19 protein-coding genes are annotated in these 19,543 nt (G+C 27.5%); 9 read left to right on the top strand and 10 right to left on the bottom strand.

Annotation, left to right across the window (positions count from 1 at the left end):
• Nucleotides 1-4: 4 nt before the first annotated feature.
• From AMRN_RS12170 to AMRN_RS12145, 6 genes are all read right to left on the bottom strand, one after another.
• Nucleotides 5-1,003, bottom strand: coding sequence for a beta-ketoacyl-ACP synthase III (locus AMRN_RS12170; RefSeq protein WP_099310046.1), 999 nt, complete (start codon nt 1,001-1,003; stop codon nt 5-7).
• An 18-nt stretch (nt 1,004-1,021) separates the two neighbouring features.
• The gene (gene plsX / locus AMRN_RS12165; protein ID WP_099310045.1) at nt 1,022-2,011 is read right to left on the bottom strand and encodes a phosphate acyltransferase PlsX; all 990 of its coding nucleotides are present in this window, start codon (nt 2,009-2,011) and stop codon (nt 1,022-1,024) included.
• On the bottom strand, nt 2,011-2,163 hold the full coding sequence (rpmF, locus tag AMRN_RS12160) for a 50S ribosomal protein L32 (RefSeq protein WP_079577991.1): 153 nt from the start codon (nt 2,161-2,163) through the stop codon (nt 2,011-2,013). Before rpmF ends, plsX begins: the two co-directional genes overlap by 1 nt.
• An 11-nt stretch (nt 2,164-2,174) precedes the next feature.
• Complete coding sequence (locus tag AMRN_RS12155) at nt 2,175-2,549, bottom strand: DUF177 domain-containing protein (RefSeq protein WP_099310044.1); 375 nt, start codon at nt 2,547-2,549, stop codon at nt 2,175-2,177.
• A gap of 17 nt (nt 2,550-2,566) precedes the next feature.
• Nucleotides 2,567-2,980: a nucleoside-diphosphate kinase gene (gene ndk / locus AMRN_RS12150; RefSeq protein WP_099310043.1), complete on the bottom strand. Its 414-nt coding sequence runs from the start codon at nt 2,978-2,980 to the stop codon at nt 2,567-2,569.
• A 123-nt stretch (nt 2,981-3,103) separates the two neighbouring features.
• Nucleotides 3,104-3,379, bottom strand: a complete 276-nt coding sequence (locus AMRN_RS12145) for an NADH-quinone oxidoreductase subunit I (RefSeq protein ID WP_099310042.1) — start codon at nt 3,377-3,379, stop codon at nt 3,104-3,106.
• A gap of 250 nt (nt 3,380-3,629) precedes the next feature.
• On the opposite strand from AMRN_RS12145, the gene AMRN_RS12140 reads away from it, so the two are divergent.
• Nucleotides 3,630-4,226, top strand: coding sequence for a peroxiredoxin (locus AMRN_RS12140; RefSeq protein WP_099310041.1), 597 nt, complete (start codon nt 3,630-3,632; stop codon nt 4,224-4,226).
• A gap of 163 nt (nt 4,227-4,389) precedes the next feature.
• Nucleotides 4,390-5,733 carry a transcription termination factor Rho gene (gene rho, locus AMRN_RS12135; RefSeq protein ID WP_099310040.1) on the top strand — a complete coding sequence of 448 codons (1,344 nt, stop codon included), beginning with the start codon at nt 4,390-4,392 and terminating at the stop codon, nt 5,731-5,733.
• A 37-nt stretch (nt 5,734-5,770) separates the two neighbouring features.
• Here rho and AMRN_RS12130 read toward each other — a convergent pair whose 3' ends face one another.
• Both AMRN_RS12130 and AMRN_RS12125 read right to left on the bottom strand, forming a co-directional pair.
• Nucleotides 5,771-7,342 (bottom strand): alpha/beta hydrolase, encoded by a 1,572-nt coding sequence (locus tag AMRN_RS12130; RefSeq protein WP_099310039.1) that lies wholly within the window; start codon nt 7,340-7,342, stop codon nt 5,771-5,773.
• Nucleotides 7,326-9,341, bottom strand: coding sequence for a TonB-dependent receptor (locus tag AMRN_RS12125; protein WP_099310038.1), 2,016 nt, complete (start codon nt 9,339-9,341; stop codon nt 7,326-7,328). Before AMRN_RS12125 ends, AMRN_RS12130 begins: the two co-directional genes overlap by 17 nt.
• Nucleotides 9,342-9,413: 72 nt before the next feature.
• Between AMRN_RS12125 and AMRN_RS12120 the strand changes: the two genes are divergently transcribed.
• Nucleotides 9,414-10,145: a response regulator gene (locus AMRN_RS12120; protein WP_079577984.1), complete on the top strand. Its 732-nt coding sequence runs from the start codon at nt 9,414-9,416 to the stop codon at nt 10,143-10,145.
• Complete coding sequence (locus tag AMRN_RS12115; RefSeq protein ID WP_099310037.1) at nt 10,138-11,961, top strand: sensor histidine kinase; 1,824 nt, start codon at nt 10,138-10,140, stop codon at nt 11,959-11,961. The genes AMRN_RS12120 and AMRN_RS12115 overlap by 8 nt, the downstream gene beginning before the upstream one ends.
• Nucleotides 11,962-12,156: 195 nt before the next feature.
• Here AMRN_RS12115 and AMRN_RS12110 read toward each other — a convergent pair whose 3' ends face one another.
• On the bottom strand, nt 12,157-12,813 hold the full coding sequence (locus tag AMRN_RS12110) for a uracil-DNA glycosylase family protein (RefSeq protein WP_099310036.1): 657 nt from the start codon (nt 12,811-12,813) through the stop codon (nt 12,157-12,159).
• A gap of 109 nt (nt 12,814-12,922) precedes the next feature.
• On the opposite strand from AMRN_RS12110, the gene murI reads away from it, so the two are divergent.
• The 5 genes from murI (at nt 12,923) to AMRN_RS12085 (ending at nt 18,285) form a co-directional block, all read left to right on the top strand.
• On the top strand, nt 12,923-13,720 hold the full coding sequence (gene murI, locus AMRN_RS12105; protein ID WP_099310035.1) for a glutamate racemase: 798 nt from the start codon (nt 12,923-12,925) through the stop codon (nt 13,718-13,720).
• Nucleotides 13,717-15,846: a DNA polymerase III subunit gamma/tau gene (locus AMRN_RS12100; protein ID WP_099310034.1), complete on the top strand. Its 2,130-nt coding sequence runs from the start codon at nt 13,717-13,719 to the stop codon at nt 15,844-15,846. Before murI ends, AMRN_RS12100 begins: the two co-directional genes overlap by 4 nt.
• Nucleotides 15,847-15,918: 72 nt before the next feature.
• Nucleotides 15,919-16,755: a DsbA family protein gene (locus AMRN_RS12095; RefSeq protein WP_099310033.1), complete on the top strand. Its 837-nt coding sequence runs from the start codon at nt 15,919-15,921 to the stop codon at nt 16,753-16,755.
• A gap of 1 nt (nt 16,756) precedes the next feature.
• Nucleotides 16,757-17,698, top strand: coding sequence for a hydroxymethylbilane synthase (gene hemC / locus AMRN_RS12090; protein WP_099310032.1), 942 nt, complete (start codon nt 16,757-16,759; stop codon nt 17,696-17,698).
• Between the two features lie 44 nt (nt 17,699-17,742).
• Nucleotides 17,743-18,285: a hydrolase gene (locus AMRN_RS12085; protein ID WP_099310031.1), complete on the top strand. Its 543-nt coding sequence runs from the start codon at nt 17,743-17,745 to the stop codon at nt 18,283-18,285.
• Nucleotides 18,286-18,323: 38 nt separating this feature from the next.
• Here AMRN_RS12085 and prpF read toward each other — a convergent pair whose 3' ends face one another.
• Nucleotides 18,324-19,499 (bottom strand): 2-methylaconitate cis-trans isomerase PrpF, encoded by a 1,176-nt coding sequence (gene prpF / locus AMRN_RS12080; protein WP_099310030.1) that lies wholly within the window; start codon nt 19,497-19,499, stop codon nt 18,324-18,326.
• Between the last annotated feature and the right edge of the window lie 44 nt (nt 19,500-19,543).

Here is a 19,543-nt window from a genome sequence, read left to right as displayed (position 1 = left end):
TTTACTAACTTTTTGGTGAGAATTTAAATAGTGCACTTCCCCATGTAAGTCCAGCACCAAAGGCATCAAAAAGTATTGTATCGCCTTTTTTAATTTTACCTTCTTCAAAAGCATAATTCATTGCCATTGGAATTGAAGCAGCTGATGTATTAGCATACTTATCAACTGTAACTACAATTTTTTCTTCTTCTAAGCCTAAAGCATCACCAACAGCTTTTATAATTCTATAGTTTGCTTGATGAGGAATAAAGTGAGTGATATCATTATTTGTTAAGTTATGTTTTTCAAGTAAAGTTTTAACATCTGATGTAAGTGTTTTTACAGCAAGTTTGAAAGTTTCATTTCCTTTCATTTTAATACAAGCCATTTTATTGTCTAATACTTCTTGTGAACAAGGATGTTTACTTCCTCCACCTGGAGTTTTTATTAAATCATCATAGTTTCCATCACTTGAACAACTAACTTCAGTTATAGCTTCATTTTTATCTTCTGTAGCAGATATAATAGCTGCTCCAGCACCATCTCCAAATATAAAACAAGTTCCTCTATCTGTATAATCTAAAATTGAAGAGTATGTTTCTGCCCCAATAATTAGAACATTTTTTTTCATTCCAGATTCAATAAATGCTTTTGCAATAGAAAGTGCATATACAAAACCAGTACAAGCTGCACTAATATCATAAGCCATTACAGGAGGTAAATCTAATTTTGATGCAATTAAACATGCAGTTGAGGGCATACATAAATAATCAGGTGTTACAGTTGCACAGATTACTAAATCAATATCTTCTTTTGCAATTCCCGCTCTATCAATAGCAACTTGAGCTGCTCTTGCACCTAAATCAGAAGAAGCTTCATTCTCTTCAGATAATCTTCTTTCTTTTATTCCTGTTCTTTTAGTGATCCATTCATCACTTGTATCAATGATTTTTTCAAAGTCTTGGTTTGTCATAATCTTTGGCGGAATATATGCACCAATAGATCTAAAAGCTGCGTAAGCCATTTACAAAATCCTTAATTGTTATTTATACTTATTTATTCTATCTTCTATATTATAACTCAAATTAGAACTTGCTGCAGTAATAGCTTGGAAAATTGCATTTTTAACTGCTTTTGCATTAGATTTACCATGTGCAATAATAACAGGAGCTTTTACACCTAATAGTGGAGCACCACCATATTCAGCATAATCAACTCTTACTTTTAAGTTTCTAAATACTTTTCGCATTAATACAGCACCGGCAATAGAAATAAGTGATCGTTTAAGATTTTTCTTTATAATTGTTCCAATGGTATCTGCAACACCTTCTGCAGTTTTAAGTAATATATTACCTATAAATCCATCACAAACAACAACATCTACTGAACCTTTAAAGATATCGCTTCCCTCTACATTTCCTGCAAAGTTAGGAATTTTTCTTATTAATTGGTAAGCTTCTTTACTAACTTCATTTCCTTTGCTTTCTTCTTCTCCATTGCTTAGTAATCCAACAATAGGTTCATCAAGTTTTAATACATCTTGTGCATAAACTTGACCCATGACAGCAAATTCATAAAGGTTTTTAGCATCACAATCTACATTTGCACCAACATCTAAAACTAAAGTGTTTTGATTTTCACTTGTTGGCATTAAAGTTGCAATTGCAGGTCTTGATATACCTTTGATTCTTCCTATTCTAAGAGTTGCAAGTGACATTGAAGCACCTGAATGACCTGCTGAAACAACAGCATCAGCTTCTTCATTTCTAACTAATTCAATTGCTTTATATATTGTAGAATCTTTTCTTTTTAAAGCATCAGTAGCACTATCTGTCATAGATATAACATCATCAGTATCAACTATTTCTATTCTGCTTAAAAAGTTACTAGGTATAAGGTTAAGTAGTTCTTCTTTTTTTCCTACAGCTATAGCTGTAAAATTAGTGTTGCTTCTAAGTGCTGCAACTAGTCCATCAACAATGGGTTCAGGACCAAAGTCCCCGCCCATCGCGTCAATAGCTATTTTAATCATTAGCTTTTATATTCACCCGTATTTGGGTTAACAGTATGAGGCATTTTCCAAGTTCCATCACTATCTTTAACTGGTCTTTTTAAAGCCACCTTATAATGAGTTCTTCTTTTCGCTGCTCTTGAATGAGATACTCTTCTCTTTGGTACTGCCATAATTTATCTCCTTAAAATTCTTTTTCTATTTTTTCGTTGTCCTCTAAACAACTTTTACAAATATGGTAATCACTTTCAAGTGATGAAAGTTCACTTTCACAAATTTGGTCAAAGTCAATTATACCATCTTCTACTTCTATAATTAAATCTTTTGATTCATTATTATAAATACCATCACTTAGTAGAAAAAATAAATTTTCATCTAAATTAATATTTTCTTCTTCACCACATCTTATACACAAAACAGAGCTTTGTCCTGTTAGTGTTGCATCAACTTTGATTAGAGTTGGCGACATTTTACAAAAAGTCCCCTCTAATTTTACTGAAGCAAAATTATTAGTAAACTCTTTTGGTGTTGTTGGTACTTTTCTAAACTCTATTTTCATAGATTAATTTTAATTTCTTAACAGATTTCTCTATCAGAGAAGAAAAATTTAATTTCATTAGCTGCATTTTCTAATGAATCAGAACCATGTACTGCATTTGCATCAATTGATTCAGCAAAATCAGCTCTGATTGTTCCCTCTGCAGCTTCTTTTGGGTTTGTTGCTCCCATTAATTCTCTATTTTTAGCCATAGCATTTTCACCTTCTAAAACAGTAACAACAACTGGTCCAGAAATCATGAATTCTACTAACTCTCCAAAGAAAGGTCTTTCAGCGTGAACAGCATAAAAAGCTTCAGCGTCAGCTTTGCTTAATTGTATTTTTCTTGTTGCTGCTATTTTTAGTCCAGCAGATTCAAATCTATCTAAGATTTTTCCAACAACGTTCTTTGCCACTGCATCAGGTTTGATGATTGATAATGTTTGTTCCATAAAGTATATTCCTCTACTAATTTTATTAAGTCGCGGATTATACCTAAAAAATAAAAAAAAGGCAAGTAGAGTTTAATCCACTTGCCTTTTTCTATATAAATATGTGTAATTTTTATCTGAAAATTAGTCTTCTACAACTGGTGTTCCAGCTTCACCTCTATCTGGGCTTTCAACAGAACCTGCACCTGGTGCATCCCAAACAATACATCCTTCTGTAGGACATGCATCTGCACATGCAGGAGAATCATGATGATCTACACATTCAACACATTTGTCAGAATATACATAATATATATCCTCACCTGTTGGGTTCTCATCATTGTCTACAATTGCTTCTACTGGACACTCATCTAAACAAGCATCACAACTAATACAGATGTCAGTAATTTTAACTGCCATATTAATCTCCTTGGAAAATTTTAGAAACTTTATCACACTCTTAATAAATCTATGTTTAAATATTGCTTATAAGTCTTAGCATATTGATAAATATATTTAATGAGTATTATTATAAGATTAGCTTATGATATTGGAAAAGTTTTATTATGAAGTAAGAATTTTCTTAATTATAAAAGCTAATTATAAACTAATGTTTTTTTTAGAAAAATTCAATATAATAAGTGTTAATTTAAATTAAAAAGGAAATCACATGTTAGTAACTAAAAAAGCTCCAGATTTTACAGCTAATGCTGTACTTGCAGACGGACAAATTGTTGAAGATTTTAATCTTTATGAAAACATTGGAGAAAATGGTTCAGTATTGTTCTTTTATCCATTAGATTTTACATTTGTTTGTCCATCAGAAATCATTGCATTTTCTAAAAGAGTTGATGAGTTTAAAGAAAGAGGTATCAATGTTATTGGTGTTTCTGTCGATTCTCAATTTTCTCATTTTGCTTGGAGAGAAACAGCTGTTGAAAACGGTGGAATAGGAAGAGTTAAATATCCACTAGTAGCTGATTTAAGCAAGCAAATTTCAAAAGATTATGATGTTTTATTTGATGAATCTGTAGCATTAAGAGGATCTTTTTTAATTGATAAAGATGGAACAATAAGACATGCAGTTATTAATGATTTACCATTAGGAAGAAACATTGACGAAATGATTAGAATGGTTGATACAATGTTATTTACTAATGAACATGGTGAAGTTTGTCCAGCAGGATGGAATAAAGGTGATGAGGGAATGAAACCTGATACAAATGGTGTTGCTGATTATCTTGCAAAAAATGAAAATAATTTATAATTTTTAATAAAAAAATTCTTAGAAGTACCTTTTAAAGGTACTTCTTCCGTTTAATTGACTTTTTAAAAAATAAAGACTACAATTACACAACTTAAAATTTTAAACTAAACTTCAAAAACTACATAACTTTATGTATATCGAAATTAAAAGGTTAAATAAACTTATGGAAGAGTCAAAAACTCAATCTAAAACAAAAAGTCCCAAAACAAATGGGAATTCTAGTAGAAAAACTAGAACTCATATTCCTGTTGAAGGGCACACAATTGAAAAATTAAGAGAATATCCTTTACAGGACCTTCTTAAAATAGCAAAAGAGCTAAGAGTTGAAAACCCACAAGAGCTAAAAAGACAAGACTTGATGTTCTCGATTTTGAAAAATCAAATCGATGCAGGGGGATTTGTCTTATTCACAGGTATTTTAGAAATAAAAGAGGGTGGATTTGGTTTTTTAAGGGCAATTGATGGAAACTTCTCTGATACTTCAAGTGATTCTTATGTATCAGCAACTCAAATTAGAAAATTTGCATTAAGAACTGGTGATATCGTAACTGGACAAGTAAGACCTCCAAACAAAGAGAGTGAAAAATATTATGCTTTATTAAAAATTGAAGCTATAAACTACTTACCTGTAAATGAATCAAAAAATAGACCTTTATTTGATAACTTAACTCCTTTATACTCAACTGATAAATTCAAATTTGAATATAATTCAAATAAAATGACAGGTAGAATACTTGATCTTTTTGCTCCAATGGGTAAAGGACAAAGAAGTTTAATAGTTGCTCCTCCAAAAACTGGTAAAACAGAGTTATTAAAAGAGTTAGCTCATGGTATTACAAAAAATCATCCTGAAACAAATTTAATGGTTTTATTAATTGATGAAAGACCAGAAGAAGTAACTGATATGCAAAGAAGTGTAAAAGGGGAAGTTTATTCTTCTACTTTTGATTTACCTGCTCATAATCATGTAAGAGTTGCTGAAATTGTAATTGAAAAAGCAAAAAGACTTGTTGAAATGAAAAAAGATGTAGTAATTTTACTTGATTCTATTACAAGACTAGCTCGTGCTTATAATACTGTAACACCAAGTTCTGGAAAAGTACTTTCAGGTGGTGTGGATGCAAATGCATTACATAAACCAAAAAGATTTTTTGGAGCTGCTAGAAATATAGAAGAGGGTGGCTCTTTAACTATTATATCAACTGCACTTATTGAAACTGGTTCGAAAATGGATGAAGTAATTTTTGAAGAGTTTAAAGGAACTGGTAATAGTGAAGTTGTATTAAGTAGAAATGCTTCAAATAGAAGAGTTTATCCAGCTTTAGATATTATTAAATCTGGAACTAGAAAAGAAGAGTTACTATTAACTCCTGAAGTTCTTCAAAGAACATGGATATTAAGAAATGCAATTTCACAAATGGATGAAGTTGAAGCTTTAAAATTCTTATATTCAAAAATGCAAAGAACAAAAGATAACGAAGAGTTTTTTAACTCTATGAATGAGTAGTAAACTTTTAATTTTAAACAAATAGACCTTTAAAGGTCTATTTGTTACTTAAGGCAATTAATCCATTTGCCAAATATATTTTCCATGCAAAATAGTCATGACCTCCAATAAACTCTTCATATGTTAAATCATAATTTTTTGCCACTAATACAGTTCTAAAATGTCTATTTGTTTCTAAAATATCTAAAGGTAAAAAGCCTGTTTCATAAGTTCCAGCATTTAAATAAAACTTAATATCTTTTTTCTTAACTTTTGAAAACTCTTTTGTTAGCCATTGTGCTTCATCTTTATTTTTAGGTGCCCACCAGTATGAACCTGATTGACTTAATACTTTTCCAAAAAAATCAGGATATAAAAATGCTATATATGATGAAGCTAATCCTCCATAGCTAGAACCTGTTATAATTGTATTTGAAGATTTATGAGTAAATTTAACTTTTGTTTTTATAAAAGGAAATAACTCTTTTACCATAAATTTTGCGAACTCTTTATTTGGAGGTAACTCTTTACTTCTTGACTTTTTTGAAGCATTATTAATAAAAATAGCAATTGTAGGTTTTATTTTATTGTTTGCAATTAAGTTATCTAAAATTAATGTAGTATTGATTTTATTTTGATAATTTTTTCCATCAAAAACAAAGAGTATATCATGCTCTTTTTTATAATTGTAATTGTGTGGCTTATAAATAGTAATATCTCTACTATTATTTAATATTTTGCTTTTAAGATTATATGTACTAGTTTCACCTTTTTTGTTTCCTTCTTCTACGCCCCAATCTTTAATTTTATCATCTTTTATAAAAAAAGTTGACAAAGCATGGTATTTATCTATATTTTTTTCTTTAGTATAAATATAAGGAGTTTTATTAAAAGGATCAGCTGTTGCATTTGATATTAAAGCCATTTTTTGAGTAAATCTTGGGGCATTAAGTTTAGGAATATCTGTGGCAATTTGATATGACATTCTAATTCCCTTTTTTACTATAAAACTTTTATACCATATTTCACTATTTTTATATCTAATAAAATCTGTATAATCAGCTGTAGGTCCACCTAGTAATTTAACATTGTAGTTTAATCCTTTGTGTAAAAAAGTCAAAATATATTCATCTGCTTTTAAATGCTCTATTAATGGAGTTCCTCTTTTTTTAACTTTTTCCCAAAAGGCTTTACTGCTTTTTGTTTTTTCTATATTTTTCAGTTCTTGTTTTAAAAAAGCACTTATAATTTTATTTTGAGGTTTTATCTCTTTTTGGTGATGAAAAATCTTGTCTATTTTTAGTTTAAGTCTACTTTGTTTATTTCTATTTTTTACTTTTAAATAATATTTTCCTGTGTAGTTAGCCACAAAGTAAAAATTACCTTGTGGCTTCTTATTTATTAGTAATGATTTTATAAAAACTCTATTTTTATCTAAAAGTTCAAGAGTCTCAAAACTTGATGTGGCTTTAAAACTTCCTGTTATAAAACTTCTTTTTTGTAGATTTAATTGATACAATTTTTCACTATTATGATTTAATATTTCATCTACTTCAAAAGAGTTTGCAAAAGAAAAACTATATAAAAAAATAGAAAAAAGCTTAAAAAGAGTTTTAAAATTTATACTCAAGTGCAGCTCCTATTACTCTTGGAGAACCAACTGTTGTTCTATTTGTTTCAGCTTTATAGATTACTTCTTCATCAGTAAGATTATTTACATATGTTCTAAATGTAAAATCTTTATATGTATAGCTTGCATGTAAATTAACTAATGTATATCCATCTAACTTTTGAGTATTTTCATTATCTGAGTAATAATCATCTGTAAAACTTACATTACCACCCCATTCAAGATTATTATGTATTTTATGAGTAAAGCCTAAGTTTGCACTATAAGTAGGTGTTGTTGATAGTTCATTTCCTTCTAACTCTTTCGCTTCTTTTACACTATTACTTATTTTTGTTTTTAAAAGCCCAATAGCAGCAAAGATATTAAATTTGTCTGTTATTTGTGCATCTATTTGAGTTTCTAAACCATAACTTTCAACTTTTGAAAGATTTCTAAATCTATTTGCAGCATCTGCTTGGAAGCCATCAAAATCATTATAAAATATATTTGAACTTAAATTGATTTTTTTATCATTTAGATAAGTTCTATAAGTTAATTCATATGAATTAACTTCTTCTTTATCATATTCATAATATTTTAAATCATCCCAATCTAATGAACCACCACCTTGGTTATATCCTTTTTGTGCAACTAAACTAATCATAGATTCAGTTGAAGGTTTATATGCTAAGCCGATTTTTGGCAAAAATATTGTTTCATCAATATCTTTTTTTAAATTTGCACCCCAAGATACTGAATCTCTTTTTTGATTCTCTTTTTCTAATCTTGCACCTAATAATAAATCAAAACTATTATTTAAAGCAATAGTATTATCTGTATAAAATGAGATAGATTTAATTTCATCATTACCTAAATGTAAAGGAAAGTATGATGGTTTTGGTAAGTGTGCATCTATATCTTGGTCTCTATCATAATAGTAAACTCCTGCAACACCTTTTATAAATGGTTTTTTGTATATTAATTTACTTTCAAATGTTTTACTTTTCTCATCAACAAAAACTTTTAAAGGACTTGGTACTTGTGTTATTTCACTATTATAATCTTTAAATGAAAGTTGCGTTTGTAAGCTTATGTCATCATTTATAATATAATCAATATTTGTAATATATGTTTTATCTTTTGAATCGTGATATCTTGAGTTTGTTCTATTTGCTTTACTTGCTTCAAATACATAATCTTTTGGATTTGTTACAAAGTTTAAATATCCACCTTCTGCTTCTCTATGATTTAAGGTAAATTTTAAAGATAAATTTTCCATTGATTTTGGAAGATAAAGTAGTTTTGCTCTAAGGTTTGTATTTGTTGATTCATTTAATCTATCATTATTTTTAAAATTTTTATATTTAATATATCCATCACCACTATTTCTATCAACTGCTAATCTAAAAGCTAATTGATCTTCAATTAATGGTCCAGAAATTACTGCAGCTAATTGATTTTTATTCTCTTGGTTTTCAAAAGCAGTTTTAATTTTACCTTCAAAATCAAAAGTTGGATCTTTTGTTTTCATTATTATAGAACCACCAATTGAATTTCTTCCTTGAGTAGTAGATTGAGTACCTTTTAAAACTTCAATTTGTTCTAAATCCCATAATTCCCCACTAATATAATTAACTCCAATCCATGTATTATTAACTCCATCTATTATTGTATTTACTCTTGGTCTTGCACCTGCCATTAAACTTTTTGTTCCCTTTGAAACTCCAGTAGAGTCTATACCTCTAATATTTGGAACACCTAAATCACTTAAAACTACATTTGGTAATTGTTCAACGATATTCTCAATTTTTTTATAATTACCTATATTTATTGTTTTTTCATCAAAAACTGATATAGCAGTTGTAGTTTCAAGAAGTGTTTTATCTATCTTTTCACCAGTTACTGTTATTTCTCCATAAGAGATTTCTTCTTTTGGCTCTATTTTTTCTTTTGCATATATATTGCTTGTTAATAAAGTAATAGCACAAAAAGACAAAATAATTTTTTTATTTTGATTCATTTAACTCTCCTTTAAAATGATATTGAGTATCATAACTGAAAAGAATGATAATAAAATTACGAGAATAGAAAAATGACAAAAATTCCAAATATTTTAAAAAAAGATATAGAAATTTTAATTGTAGAAGATGAAACAATATTAGCAATGGGTATAAAACTTACTTTAAATGAGTTTGGTTATAGTGTTTGTGGTATAGAAACAAGTGCAGATGATGCAATACAGCATGTAAAAAAACAAAAACCAGATTTAATTTTTATGGATATTCATCTAAAAGATAACTCTTCAGGAATAAAAGCAGCTAAGTATATTTGGCAATACTATAAAATTCCAATTATCTTTTTAACTTCTTATACAGATGATAAAACAATCAAAGAAGCAATGCAAAGTGAACCATATGGCTATTTAGTTAAACCATATAAAGATAAAGAGTTAGAAGTAACAATTCAAACTGCACTAAATAAACATAACTATTTTTTTAAACATAAAAGTAATTTAGATAAAGAAAAAAAACATATTTTTAAATTTGAAAATGAAATTATTTATGATAAAACAAATTCAGTTGTAACTAAACAAAGTAACTATTTAAAATTAACAGGAAATGAGACAAGACTTTTAGAGATTTTAAGTGATACTCCTACTCAACCAGTACCTTTTGAAAAAATACAGAACTATATTTATAGGGATGAAATTAATGATATAGGTAGATTAAGAGCATTAATATATAGACTTAAACAAAAATTTGAAATTAATTTCATAGAGAATGTATTTGATTTAGGTTACAAATTAAAACTATTAGATGATTAAAATAAACTCTTTAAACTCAAAAATTTTCTTAAGCTTTTTTATTTTAGGTATTTTTTTATTGTCTTTATTTTTCTTGCAAGTTATTCCTCAAATGAATAAAGAGGAAAAAAAGCATACAATAAAGCAAATAGAGAATATGATATATCTAACTAATCAACAAATAAAACTTGTTATGCGTTCAAAAAAGAATAATGGAGAAATAAGAAAAGAAGAGTTGAAATCTATAATTGAACATGAAGCAATTAGAATCACAAATAGATTAAATTTAGATAATTCAATATATAAAATAAAAGATAAATCATATCAGTTTAGTTCAAAAAAGATTAGTTGTAATACTTCTATTTTAAATAGTAATAAACATACTCTTTTTCAATTAAAAGATGAGAGTTTCAAAGAGTTTAAAGATGAATTAAAAGATTCAACTTTTTTAAGAAGAGATATAAAAAATAAATATATATGTTCAACTGGAATAAGAAAATTATACTATACAAAAAAGATTAAAAAACATAATAAATTTTTAGTTATCTCTTGTGATATAGATAATTTTTCTACAAAAGGTGAAGAGTTTGAATTAAAATTAAAAAAAGAGATACAAAAGAGCTTTTCATTGCTTGATAGTTTTCATAAAGGTAAAGCGTACTTAATGTGGCTTAATCCAAATATAAAAGATGATAAACCTTTATATAGTAAAGAAGATAAATATTTAAATGAAAAATATTGTTTGAGCAAAATATCAAATTTTACATTTCCCAAAACAGGAGATTTGACACCTAAAGAGATTATTCAAGCTATTGATAAAGAACCAATAAATCATTTACTAAATGGAAAAAAGAGTTTAACATGGGTAAAAAGTATTAATTTAAATGAAAATGAATATTTTTTATATCTTGTAACAATTTATGAAAAAGATTTTTTAAAACATGTAGGTTTAGCTTATCTGAGTATAATTCCTGCTGCAATTATCTCCTTTTTTATCGCAATAGTTGTTGCCCTTATTATATTTAATAGACTTTTTAAAAGTATAAATATTTTAAAAGATGTTGCATTTAAAGTTAATAAAGGAGAAAAAAATATAAGAAGTAATATAAAAGGTAAAGATGATATTGCAGTACTTGCAAAAGCTTTTGATAATATGCTGGACTCTATAGAAGAGAATATTTCACTTTTAGATAAAAAAGTTGAAATTAAAACAAAACTTTTAAGTGATTCTTTGAAAGAAAAAGAGACTTTACTAAAAGAGATACATCATAGAGTAAAAAATAATTTAGCAATTACAATAGATTTAATTAAATTAGAAAAATCAAAAATCAAAGATAAAAAGACAAAAGATACTTTAACAAATATACAAGAGAAAATTTTTGTAATGGAACTACTTCATAGAAAATTATATGAATCTAAAGATTTAAATCTTATTCCTTTGAAAAATTTTATTGAAGACATTTGCCAAGATTTAACTGCTAGCTATTTTGTTGAAGAAAAAATATCTATTAATACGGATATTGAGCAAGTACATATGAATATTGATTATGCATTACCTTTAGGTCTTATAATAACTGAGCTAATAACAAATAGTTTTAAATATGCTTTTAAAGATAAAGGAGAAATATTTGTAAGTTTAAAAAAAAGTGCTAAAAAGTATATTTTGGAAGTAAAAGATAATGGAAAAGGTCTTAATGAAAATATAGATGTTAATAATACTAAAACTTTAGGTTTTCAAATAATTTCAAATATTACAAAAGGACAATTATCTAGTAAACTTGAATATTTCTATGAAAAAGGAGCTAACTTTCAAATCATTTTTGAGATTAAAAGATAGCTTCTAATCCTTTTACTATTTTTCCTTAACAAAAACCCCTACAATCCAACTAAATATTGCAAATGATATAAGAGCAAATACAATAAATAGAAATATCTCTAATATTAACATCTTCCTGCCTTTAATTAAATGAACGCTCATTCACTTATTAATAACTAATTTTATGCCTTTTTTCATTAGAGATGAATTAACTGATTATGTAAAAGCTAACTTATATTCATCTACTCTAAAATCAAATGTAGAATAATTAGGATTTATTTTTTTTCTTTCTTTGTAAAAAGTGTTTGCACCAATTGATCGATTTGCAGCATTTGATGGAGATGTTAGGCTAAAAAGTTTAATGCTTCTATTATCAAAATATAATATTTGCTCTTTAATTTGTTTATTATTGCTTGTTTGAATATTTAAACAATGCTTTTTTATTAGTTGCTTGAAAAAATATTCTGGACCATTTTTACTACTTTTGCCAGTAAATACTATTTTATTTATATTTTTATATTTTTTTAAATAAAAAATTAAATCTCTTAATATTACATCTTTCATACCTAAATCACTTGCATTGATTTTTTCTCTTTTACAAGAATCAACAATATCGCATATACCTATATTATTCAAGATTAAAAAATCTTTTCTCATTTTTACTGCTTCTTGGGAATTGTCAAATAGCAAATTAAGTTTAAATATTTTATTAAGAACTTGCCAAAGAAGATTATCTTGCGAACCATAACAAAAATCAACATCTTTAGATTTGAAATCTTTTTTGCAAAATCTTGGAGGAGGCAAAGTTCCAATTATTAAAGTATTAGTATCTTCAAATATAAAAGGTTTATATGGATGAAAATGATTAAACATGATGTGCCTTTAAACTAGTATTTATAGATTTTACTTTTAATGTAATTATTTTAACAAAGTAGTTATCAATTTTTTGTTATAATCAGCCAAAATTGATATAAGGCAAAAGTTGAAAATTGGGGTTTTTGATTCTGGACTTGGCGGATTAACAGTAGTAAAAGCTATAAATAAATATTTTAAAGGTGCAGATATTTTATATATTGCAGATACTATTTTTGCTCCATATGGAAATAAAACCCATGAAGCTATAAAAAATAGATGCATCTTAATAAGTGAGTTTTTAATTAAGAATCACAATATTGAAGCTTTGATTGTTGCTTGTAATACTGCAACATCAGCTGCAATAAAAGAGTTAAGAAACTTATATCCAAATTTAATAGTAATTGGTACAGAACCAGGAATTAAGCCAGCAATTGAATTAACAAAAACTTTAAACATTGGTGTTTTAGCAACAGCTGCCACACTAAAAGGTGAAAAGTATCAACTATTAGTAAATCAGCTTTCAAAGCAAAAGCCTATTAAACTTTATGAACAAGCTTGTATTGGTTTAGTTGAGCAGATTGAAAAAGGTGAAATCAACTCTTTCAAAACCAATGAAATGTTAAAAAAATGGCTTAAGCCAATGATTGAAAATAGTGTTGATACAATTGTTTTAGGATGTACACACTATCCAATAGTTAGTGATAATATAAAAAATATAATGGGTGAAAACATCAATTTAATTGAAACTGGACAAGCAATAGCAAACAGGTTAGAATATTTGTGTAAAATAAAAGGACACTGTAATTTTGATCCTATTAAAATATCAATTTTACACACAGGAAATATAAATAAAAATATGATAAAGAAAATTTTTGAAAATAATAAAAATATAGATGAGATTAAAGTAAGGAAGTGTGAGATATGAGTGAATTAGATATTGAAAAAAAAGTATTAGCATTAAAATATAGACCAAAAAGATTTGAAGACTTAGTAGGACAAAGTACTATTTCACAAACTCTATCACTTGCTTTAGATTCAAATAGATTATCCCATGCATATCTTTTTAGTGGTCTAAGAGGTAGTGGAAAAACAAGTACAGCTAGAATCATGGCAAAAGCGCTTTTATGTACAAATGGTCCAACATCAAAACCTTGTGAAGTTTGTGAAAATTGTCAAAGTGCAAACTCAAATAGACACTTAGATATTATTGAAATGGATGCAGCTAGTAATAGAGGTATTGATGATATTAAAGATTTAATTGAGCATACAAAATATAAACCAAGTAGTGCAAGATTTAAAGTGTTTATAATCGATGAAGTTCATATGTTAACAACTCAAGCTTTTAATGCTTTACTTAAAACACTAGAAGAACCTCCAGGTTTTGTTAAGTTTATTCTTGCAACTACTGACCCTTTAAAACTTCCAGCTACAATTTTAAGTAGAACTCAACACTTTAGATTTAATAAAATATCAAATGCAGATGTAATACATCATTTATCACATATTTTAAATGAAGAAAATATTGATTATGAAACAGAAGCTTTAGAGATACTTTCAAGAAGTGGGCAAGGAAGTTTAAGAGATACTTTAACGCTACTTGATCAAGCAATTATTTTTTCAAAAGGAAAAGTAAATACAATATCTGTTGTAGAGATGTTAGGTTTGATTGAACCAAAAGTAATGGATGAAATTTTTGATATTGTTTTAAATAAAAAAGATATTACAAATTTAGTTAAAGAGTTAGAAAACTATGAAATTTCACAAGTTTGTGATGAAATAACTATTTATTTAAGACAAAAAATGCTTGAAAAAGATGCTAAATTTGATCTTTTATTATTTGATAGATTCTTTAGAGTTTTAGGTGATGCAAAACATCTTTTAGCTTTAAATTCTGATGCTAGTTTTGTTTTGATTTTAACACTTCTAAAAATGCAAGAAGCTACAAATTTAAAAAGTATTCAAGATATTATAAATCAAGTTGAACAAATTGAAGTTCAACCAGCAGTAAAAGATGCAATATCTAAACAAAAAGTTTTAGAGCATGCACAAAATGATACTGAACATGTTTATGAAGAAGCAAAAGAGAAAGACACTAGCGTAAATGAGATTGAACAGCAAACTAAAAATGAAGCAATATCAAATGTAGAGCAAACACTTCAGTCAAATATAGATACTAAACAAGAAACAAAAATAGTACAAGAAGAAAATCACAATGTTTTTGAAGAAACAAAAATACAAGAGCCAAATCTTGCAGATACTGCAATGTTTAGTGAAAACACTATTCCTTTAGATAGCATTGATGCAATTCCTTTTGAAACACCATTTGATGATGATATTGATGAAATTATAAATAATAATACTTCAATTGGTAAACCAAAAGAAGAGCAAATAGTTCCTAATACTACTACGGAAAGTATTTCAAATAATGAAAATAGTTCTTTAGAAGAAATGCAAGAGCCAACTTTAAATGAAAATGTAAAAGAAGATAATTTAGATGCTTTAGATGAAGCAATTAGTTCAAGATTAAATCAAGAAAGTGATCCAAATGAGAAGCTTTATGATCAAGTAATAAATAGAGTTTATGATAGAGATGTAAGACTTGGAGAATGCTTTGAAGATAACTTTGTATTTAAAAGTTTTGAAGCTAATAAACTAGAGATTATTTCATATGCAAAAGGTGAAGAAAGAAAATTTTTATTTAAACATTTTGGAATTTTAAAAACATTTATTTATGATGTTTTTGGAGATGAAACTGAATTGGATTTTATAAAAGATGAATCTGAAGTAGAAAGTCAAAAAAAAAAATCTAAAATAGAAAACCAAGAGAAACAAACAAATCAAGAGATTGAAAAAGAACAAATAGTTGAACCACAAGCAATTGAAGAAGATTTAGCTGGTGGTTCAGGTTGTGTTGCAACTATGCATAATAGTGCTAAACCAGAACCCTCACAACAAGAATTACAAATCAATGATATATTAAATTCAAAGATGTTAAATAAAGCAAAAGAACTTTTTGACATAAAAAAAATAACAGTAAAGACTAAAACTTAAAAAATGCTCTTTACTAATTGCATTTAAGTCATCTTTGAATATAATAATTCGAAATTTAAATAAGGAGATTTTATGTCTTTTATTTCAAAAATATTATTCATAAGTTTATTTTTAATTACTAGTATTTCTGCAAATAGTATTGATGATAAAATATTAGAGTTTGAAAAAAATAGGTTTTCAAATAATAAACGAGTTGAGATTAAAAACTTATCAATTAACTTTAAAAAATCCCTATCTGTAAAAAATTGGTATGGTTATATTATTGATATTGATGCTAAAATAGCTGATAAAAATGTAAAAGCTAAAGATATTGTATTCTCTAATGGAACAGTTGTTTCACCAGATTTATTTGATATTAAAACTGGTAATTCTTTAAAAGAGATGATGACATTACCTTTAACAAGCAAGTATTATGATAAAAAAAGATTAATTGCTGGTAATCATAATGCAAAAGATAAAATAGTGATATTTTCTGATCCTTTATGTCCATTTTGTTTAGATTATGTGCCAGATATTATTAAATTTGTAAATAAAAATAGCCAAAATATTGCTTTATACTATTATCACTTTCCTTTACTTCAAATACATAAAGCTGCAAATGCTTTATCAAAAGCTATGTTAGTTGCTTCTAATAAAGGCGTAAAAGATGTTACTTTAAAAGTTTATGAAGCAGATTTTGATCCATATTTTAACTCTAATGAGACAGATGAAAAAAAGATTTTAAATGCTTTTAATAAAGTTTTAAAAACTAATATTAAACTTGATGAAATTCAAAGTAAAGAGATTCAAAAAGAGATTGAAACTGATATACTTATGGGTGAATATGTTATGGTTGAGGGTACACCAACAATTTTTGTAAATGGTGAACAAGATAAAACAAAAAATAAATACAAACAATTAGGAAGGTAATATGAAAAAATTAGTAATAGCAACAAGAAAAAGTAAATTAGCTTTATGGCAAAGTGAATATATAAAAGAACAACTACTTAAGCATTATCCAGATATGCAAATTGAGTTAGAAACATTTTCAACAAAAGCTGATAAGATTTTAGATGTACCTTTAGCTAAAATTGGGGGAAAGGGTTTATTTACTAAAGAGTTAGAGATTGCACTTTCAAATAAACAAGCAGATATTGCAGTTCATAGTTTAAAAGATGTTCCAGTAGAGTTTGAAGATGGTTTTAAACTTGCAGCAGTTACAAAAAGATTTGACCCAAGGGATGCATTTTTAAGTCAAAACTATGATAGTATTGAAAACTTACCACAAAATGCAGTAGTTGGAACAACTAGTCTTAGAAGAAGAATGGAAATAAAAATGCTAAGACCAGATGTTGTGCTAAAAGATTTAAGAGGAAATATTAATACTAGAATTGCAAAACTAAAAGCAGGTGAGTATGATGCTATTATTTTAGCAGCAACTGGGGTACAAAAACTTCAAATTGAAGATGAAGTTAATTATTTTGTTCCAGTTTCAACAGAAGATATGACTCCATCAATGGGACAAGCAACACTTGGAATTGAAACTTTAGACAATAAAGAATTAATTGAATTATTATCTGTTTTACATGATGATGATGCTCATATTGAATCTACAATTGAAAGAGATTTTGTTAGAGTTTTAGAAGGTGGATGTCAAGTTCCTATTGGAATAAAAGCTACTTTAAGTGAAGATAAAAAAAGTATAAAAGTTGATGCAATCGTTGGAATGCCAGATGCAAGTGAATATATTCAAGATAGTATGACAGTAGATGTAAGTAAATATGAAACAGTTGGTAAAGAAATGGCACAAAAATTCATACAAAAAGGTGCAAAAGAGTTATTACTTAAAGCAGAAAAGGTTGCTTTTCAATAATTTGTGTATAATTAATGTCAATCTTAGATAAATTAGGAGTGACAATGAGAATAAATGTTGAACAGAGTCTATTTTGTTTAGTTGATGTGCAAGAGCGACTTTTCCCTCATATGAGAGACAATGAGCAGTTAGAAAAGCATCTTGTTACATTAATAAAAGGTCTTAAAATATTAGAAGTTCCTTTTATAGTTAATGAACAGTATAAAAAAGGAATTGGTGAAACTATTCCTAGTTTAAGAGAGTTTGTTGATGAAGATCCTCATTTTGAGAAAACAACATTTTCTTGTTGTAAAAATGAAACAACATTAGAAGCAATAAAAGCACAAAATAAAAAGTTTGTAATTGTTGCTGGTATAGAATCTCATGTTTGTGTCTTACAAACTTGTATAGATTTACTTGAAGCTGGATTACAACCTGTAATAGTAACTGATTGTATAAGTTCAAGAAAAGAGCATGATACAAAAGTAGCTTTAGATAGATTAATTCAAGCTGGAGTAGTTCCTACAACTTATGAGTCATTACTTTTTGAATTAACAGTAAATGCTAAAAATCCAGTATTTAAAGAGATTTCTTCATTGATAAAATAAAAGGTCTTGAATAATCAAGACCTTTTTATTAAAAAATATTAATCCATTGTTCCAGCAGGAACATATACATTACCATCCATAATAATTCTTGCACTTCTACTCATACTTGCTTTTTCTACAATATACTTTCCATCTTTTTGTGATAATGTTGCACCAACTTTAATAGTACCACTTGGATGACCAAAAGTAACTGTATTTTTTTCTCCACCACCACTAGCTAAATTAACTAATGTTCCTGGAATACAAGCAGCAACACCAATTGCAACTGAAGCTGTACCCATCATTGCATGGTGTAGTTGTTGCATAGATAAAGCTCTAACATGCAAATCCATTTCATCTGCTTTTAGTTCTTTTCCTGAAGATGTAGTAAAATCTTGCGCAGGAGATACAAATGCAATTTTTGGTGTATGTTGTTTAGTTAAGGCTTCTTTAGCATCAGAAATTAGTCCCATTTTAAGTGCCCCTGCAATTCTAATTTTCTCAAATTTCTCTAAAGCTTTAGTATCAGAGTTAATATCACCTTGAAGTTCAGTTCCTTTGTATCCAATCTCATCAGCATTTACAAATACAGTTGGAATACCAGCTGTAATCATAGTAGCTTTAAAAGTACCAACACCTTCAACTTCTAAGTCATCTACTAAATTACCAGTTGGAAATAACTCTTCGCTTGGATCAACTGGCTCAACAAACTCTAACTTAATCTCTTCTGCAGGAAAGGCAACACCATCAATTTCATAATCACCCATTTCTTTTACCATTCCATTTTCCATTGTTACATAACATAGAATAGTTTTTTTAATATTTGCTTGCCAAATTCTTACACAACAAACACCATTTTGAGGTACATTATCCACTAAACCTTCTTTTATGGCAAAAGGTCCAACTGCACTTGATAAGTTTCCACAGTTTCCACTCATATCTACAAAATCTTTATCAATTGCAACTTGACAAAAGTAATAATCTACATCATGATTTGGAACATCAGATTTTCCAACTAAAATAGCTTTAGATGTAGATGAAGAAGCTCCACCCATACCATCCATTTGTTTTTTATAAATATCTGGACTTCCTACGATTCTTTGAAGTAACTTATCTCTTTTTTTTGAATCTTCTAATGCTTCTTTTGGAAGGTCTTCAATATTAAAGAAAGTGCCTTTTGAAGTTCCACCTCTCATATAAGTAGCTTTTACTTTAAACTGTGGTTTATAAGCCATAATATATTTCCTTATTATTAGTCTTGTAATATCTTTTTGAATAT

Origin of the sequence: Malaciobacter marinus, from assembly GCF_003544855.1 — a bacterium.
Taxonomy (GTDB): domain Bacteria; phylum Campylobacterota; class Campylobacteria; order Campylobacterales; family Arcobacteraceae; genus Malaciobacter; species Malaciobacter marinus.
This window is presented reverse-complemented; position numbering and strand designations above follow the sequence as displayed.

What these genes read in the sequence shown, in the direction of transcription:
- AMRN_RS12170 (WP_099310046.1), bottom strand. Translation starts at nt 1,003, where the DNA reads ATGGCTTACGCAGCTTTTAGATCTATTGGTGCATATATTCCGCCAAAG.
- plsX (WP_099310045.1), bottom strand. Translation starts at nt 2,011, where the DNA reads ATGATTAAAATAGCTATTGACGCGATGGGCGGGGACTTTGGTCCTGAA.
- rpmF (WP_079577991.1), bottom strand. Translation starts at nt 2,163, where the DNA reads ATGGCAGTACCAAAGAGAAGAGTATCTCATTCAAGAGCAGCGAAAAGA.
- AMRN_RS12155 (WP_099310044.1), bottom strand. Translation starts at nt 2,549, where the DNA reads ATGAAAATAGAGTTTAGAAAAGTACCAACAACACCAAAAGAGTTTACT.
- ndk (WP_099310043.1), bottom strand. Translation starts at nt 2,980, where the DNA reads ATGGAACAAACATTATCAATCATCAAACCTGATGCAGTGGCAAAGAAC.
- AMRN_RS12145 (WP_099310042.1), bottom strand. Translation starts at nt 3,379, where the DNA reads ATGGCAGTTAAAATTACTGACATCTGTATTAGTTGTGATGCTTGTTTA.
- AMRN_RS12140 (WP_099310041.1), top strand. Translation starts at nt 3,630, where the DNA reads ATGTTAGTAACTAAAAAAGCTCCAGATTTTACAGCTAATGCTGTACTT.
- rho (WP_099310040.1), top strand. Translation starts at nt 4,390, where the DNA reads ATGGAAGAGTCAAAAACTCAATCTAAAACAAAAAGTCCCAAAACAAAT.
- AMRN_RS12125 (WP_099310038.1), bottom strand. Translation starts at nt 9,341, where the DNA reads ATGAATCAAAATAAAAAAATTATTTTGTCTTTTTGTGCTATTACTTTA.
- AMRN_RS12120 (WP_079577984.1), top strand. Translation starts at nt 9,414, where the DNA reads ATGACAAAAATTCCAAATATTTTAAAAAAAGATATAGAAATTTTAATT.
- AMRN_RS12115 (WP_099310037.1), top strand. Translation starts at nt 10,138, where the DNA reads ATGATTAAAATAAACTCTTTAAACTCAAAAATTTTCTTAAGCTTTTTT.
- AMRN_RS12110 (WP_099310036.1), bottom strand. Translation starts at nt 12,813, where the DNA reads ATGTTTAATCATTTTCATCCATATAAACCTTTTATATTTGAAGATACT.
- AMRN_RS12100 (WP_099310034.1), top strand. Translation starts at nt 13,717, where the DNA reads ATGAGTGAATTAGATATTGAAAAAAAAGTATTAGCATTAAAATATAGA.
- AMRN_RS12095 (WP_099310033.1), top strand. Translation starts at nt 15,919, where the DNA reads ATGTCTTTTATTTCAAAAATATTATTCATAAGTTTATTTTTAATTACT.
- hemC (WP_099310032.1), top strand. Translation starts at nt 16,757, where the DNA reads ATGAAAAAATTAGTAATAGCAACAAGAAAAAGTAAATTAGCTTTATGG.
- AMRN_RS12085 (WP_099310031.1), top strand. Translation starts at nt 17,743, where the DNA reads ATGAGAATAAATGTTGAACAGAGTCTATTTTGTTTAGTTGATGTGCAA.
- prpF (WP_099310030.1), bottom strand. Translation starts at nt 19,499, where the DNA reads ATGGCTTATAAACCACAGTTTAAAGTAAAAGCTACTTATATGAGAGGT.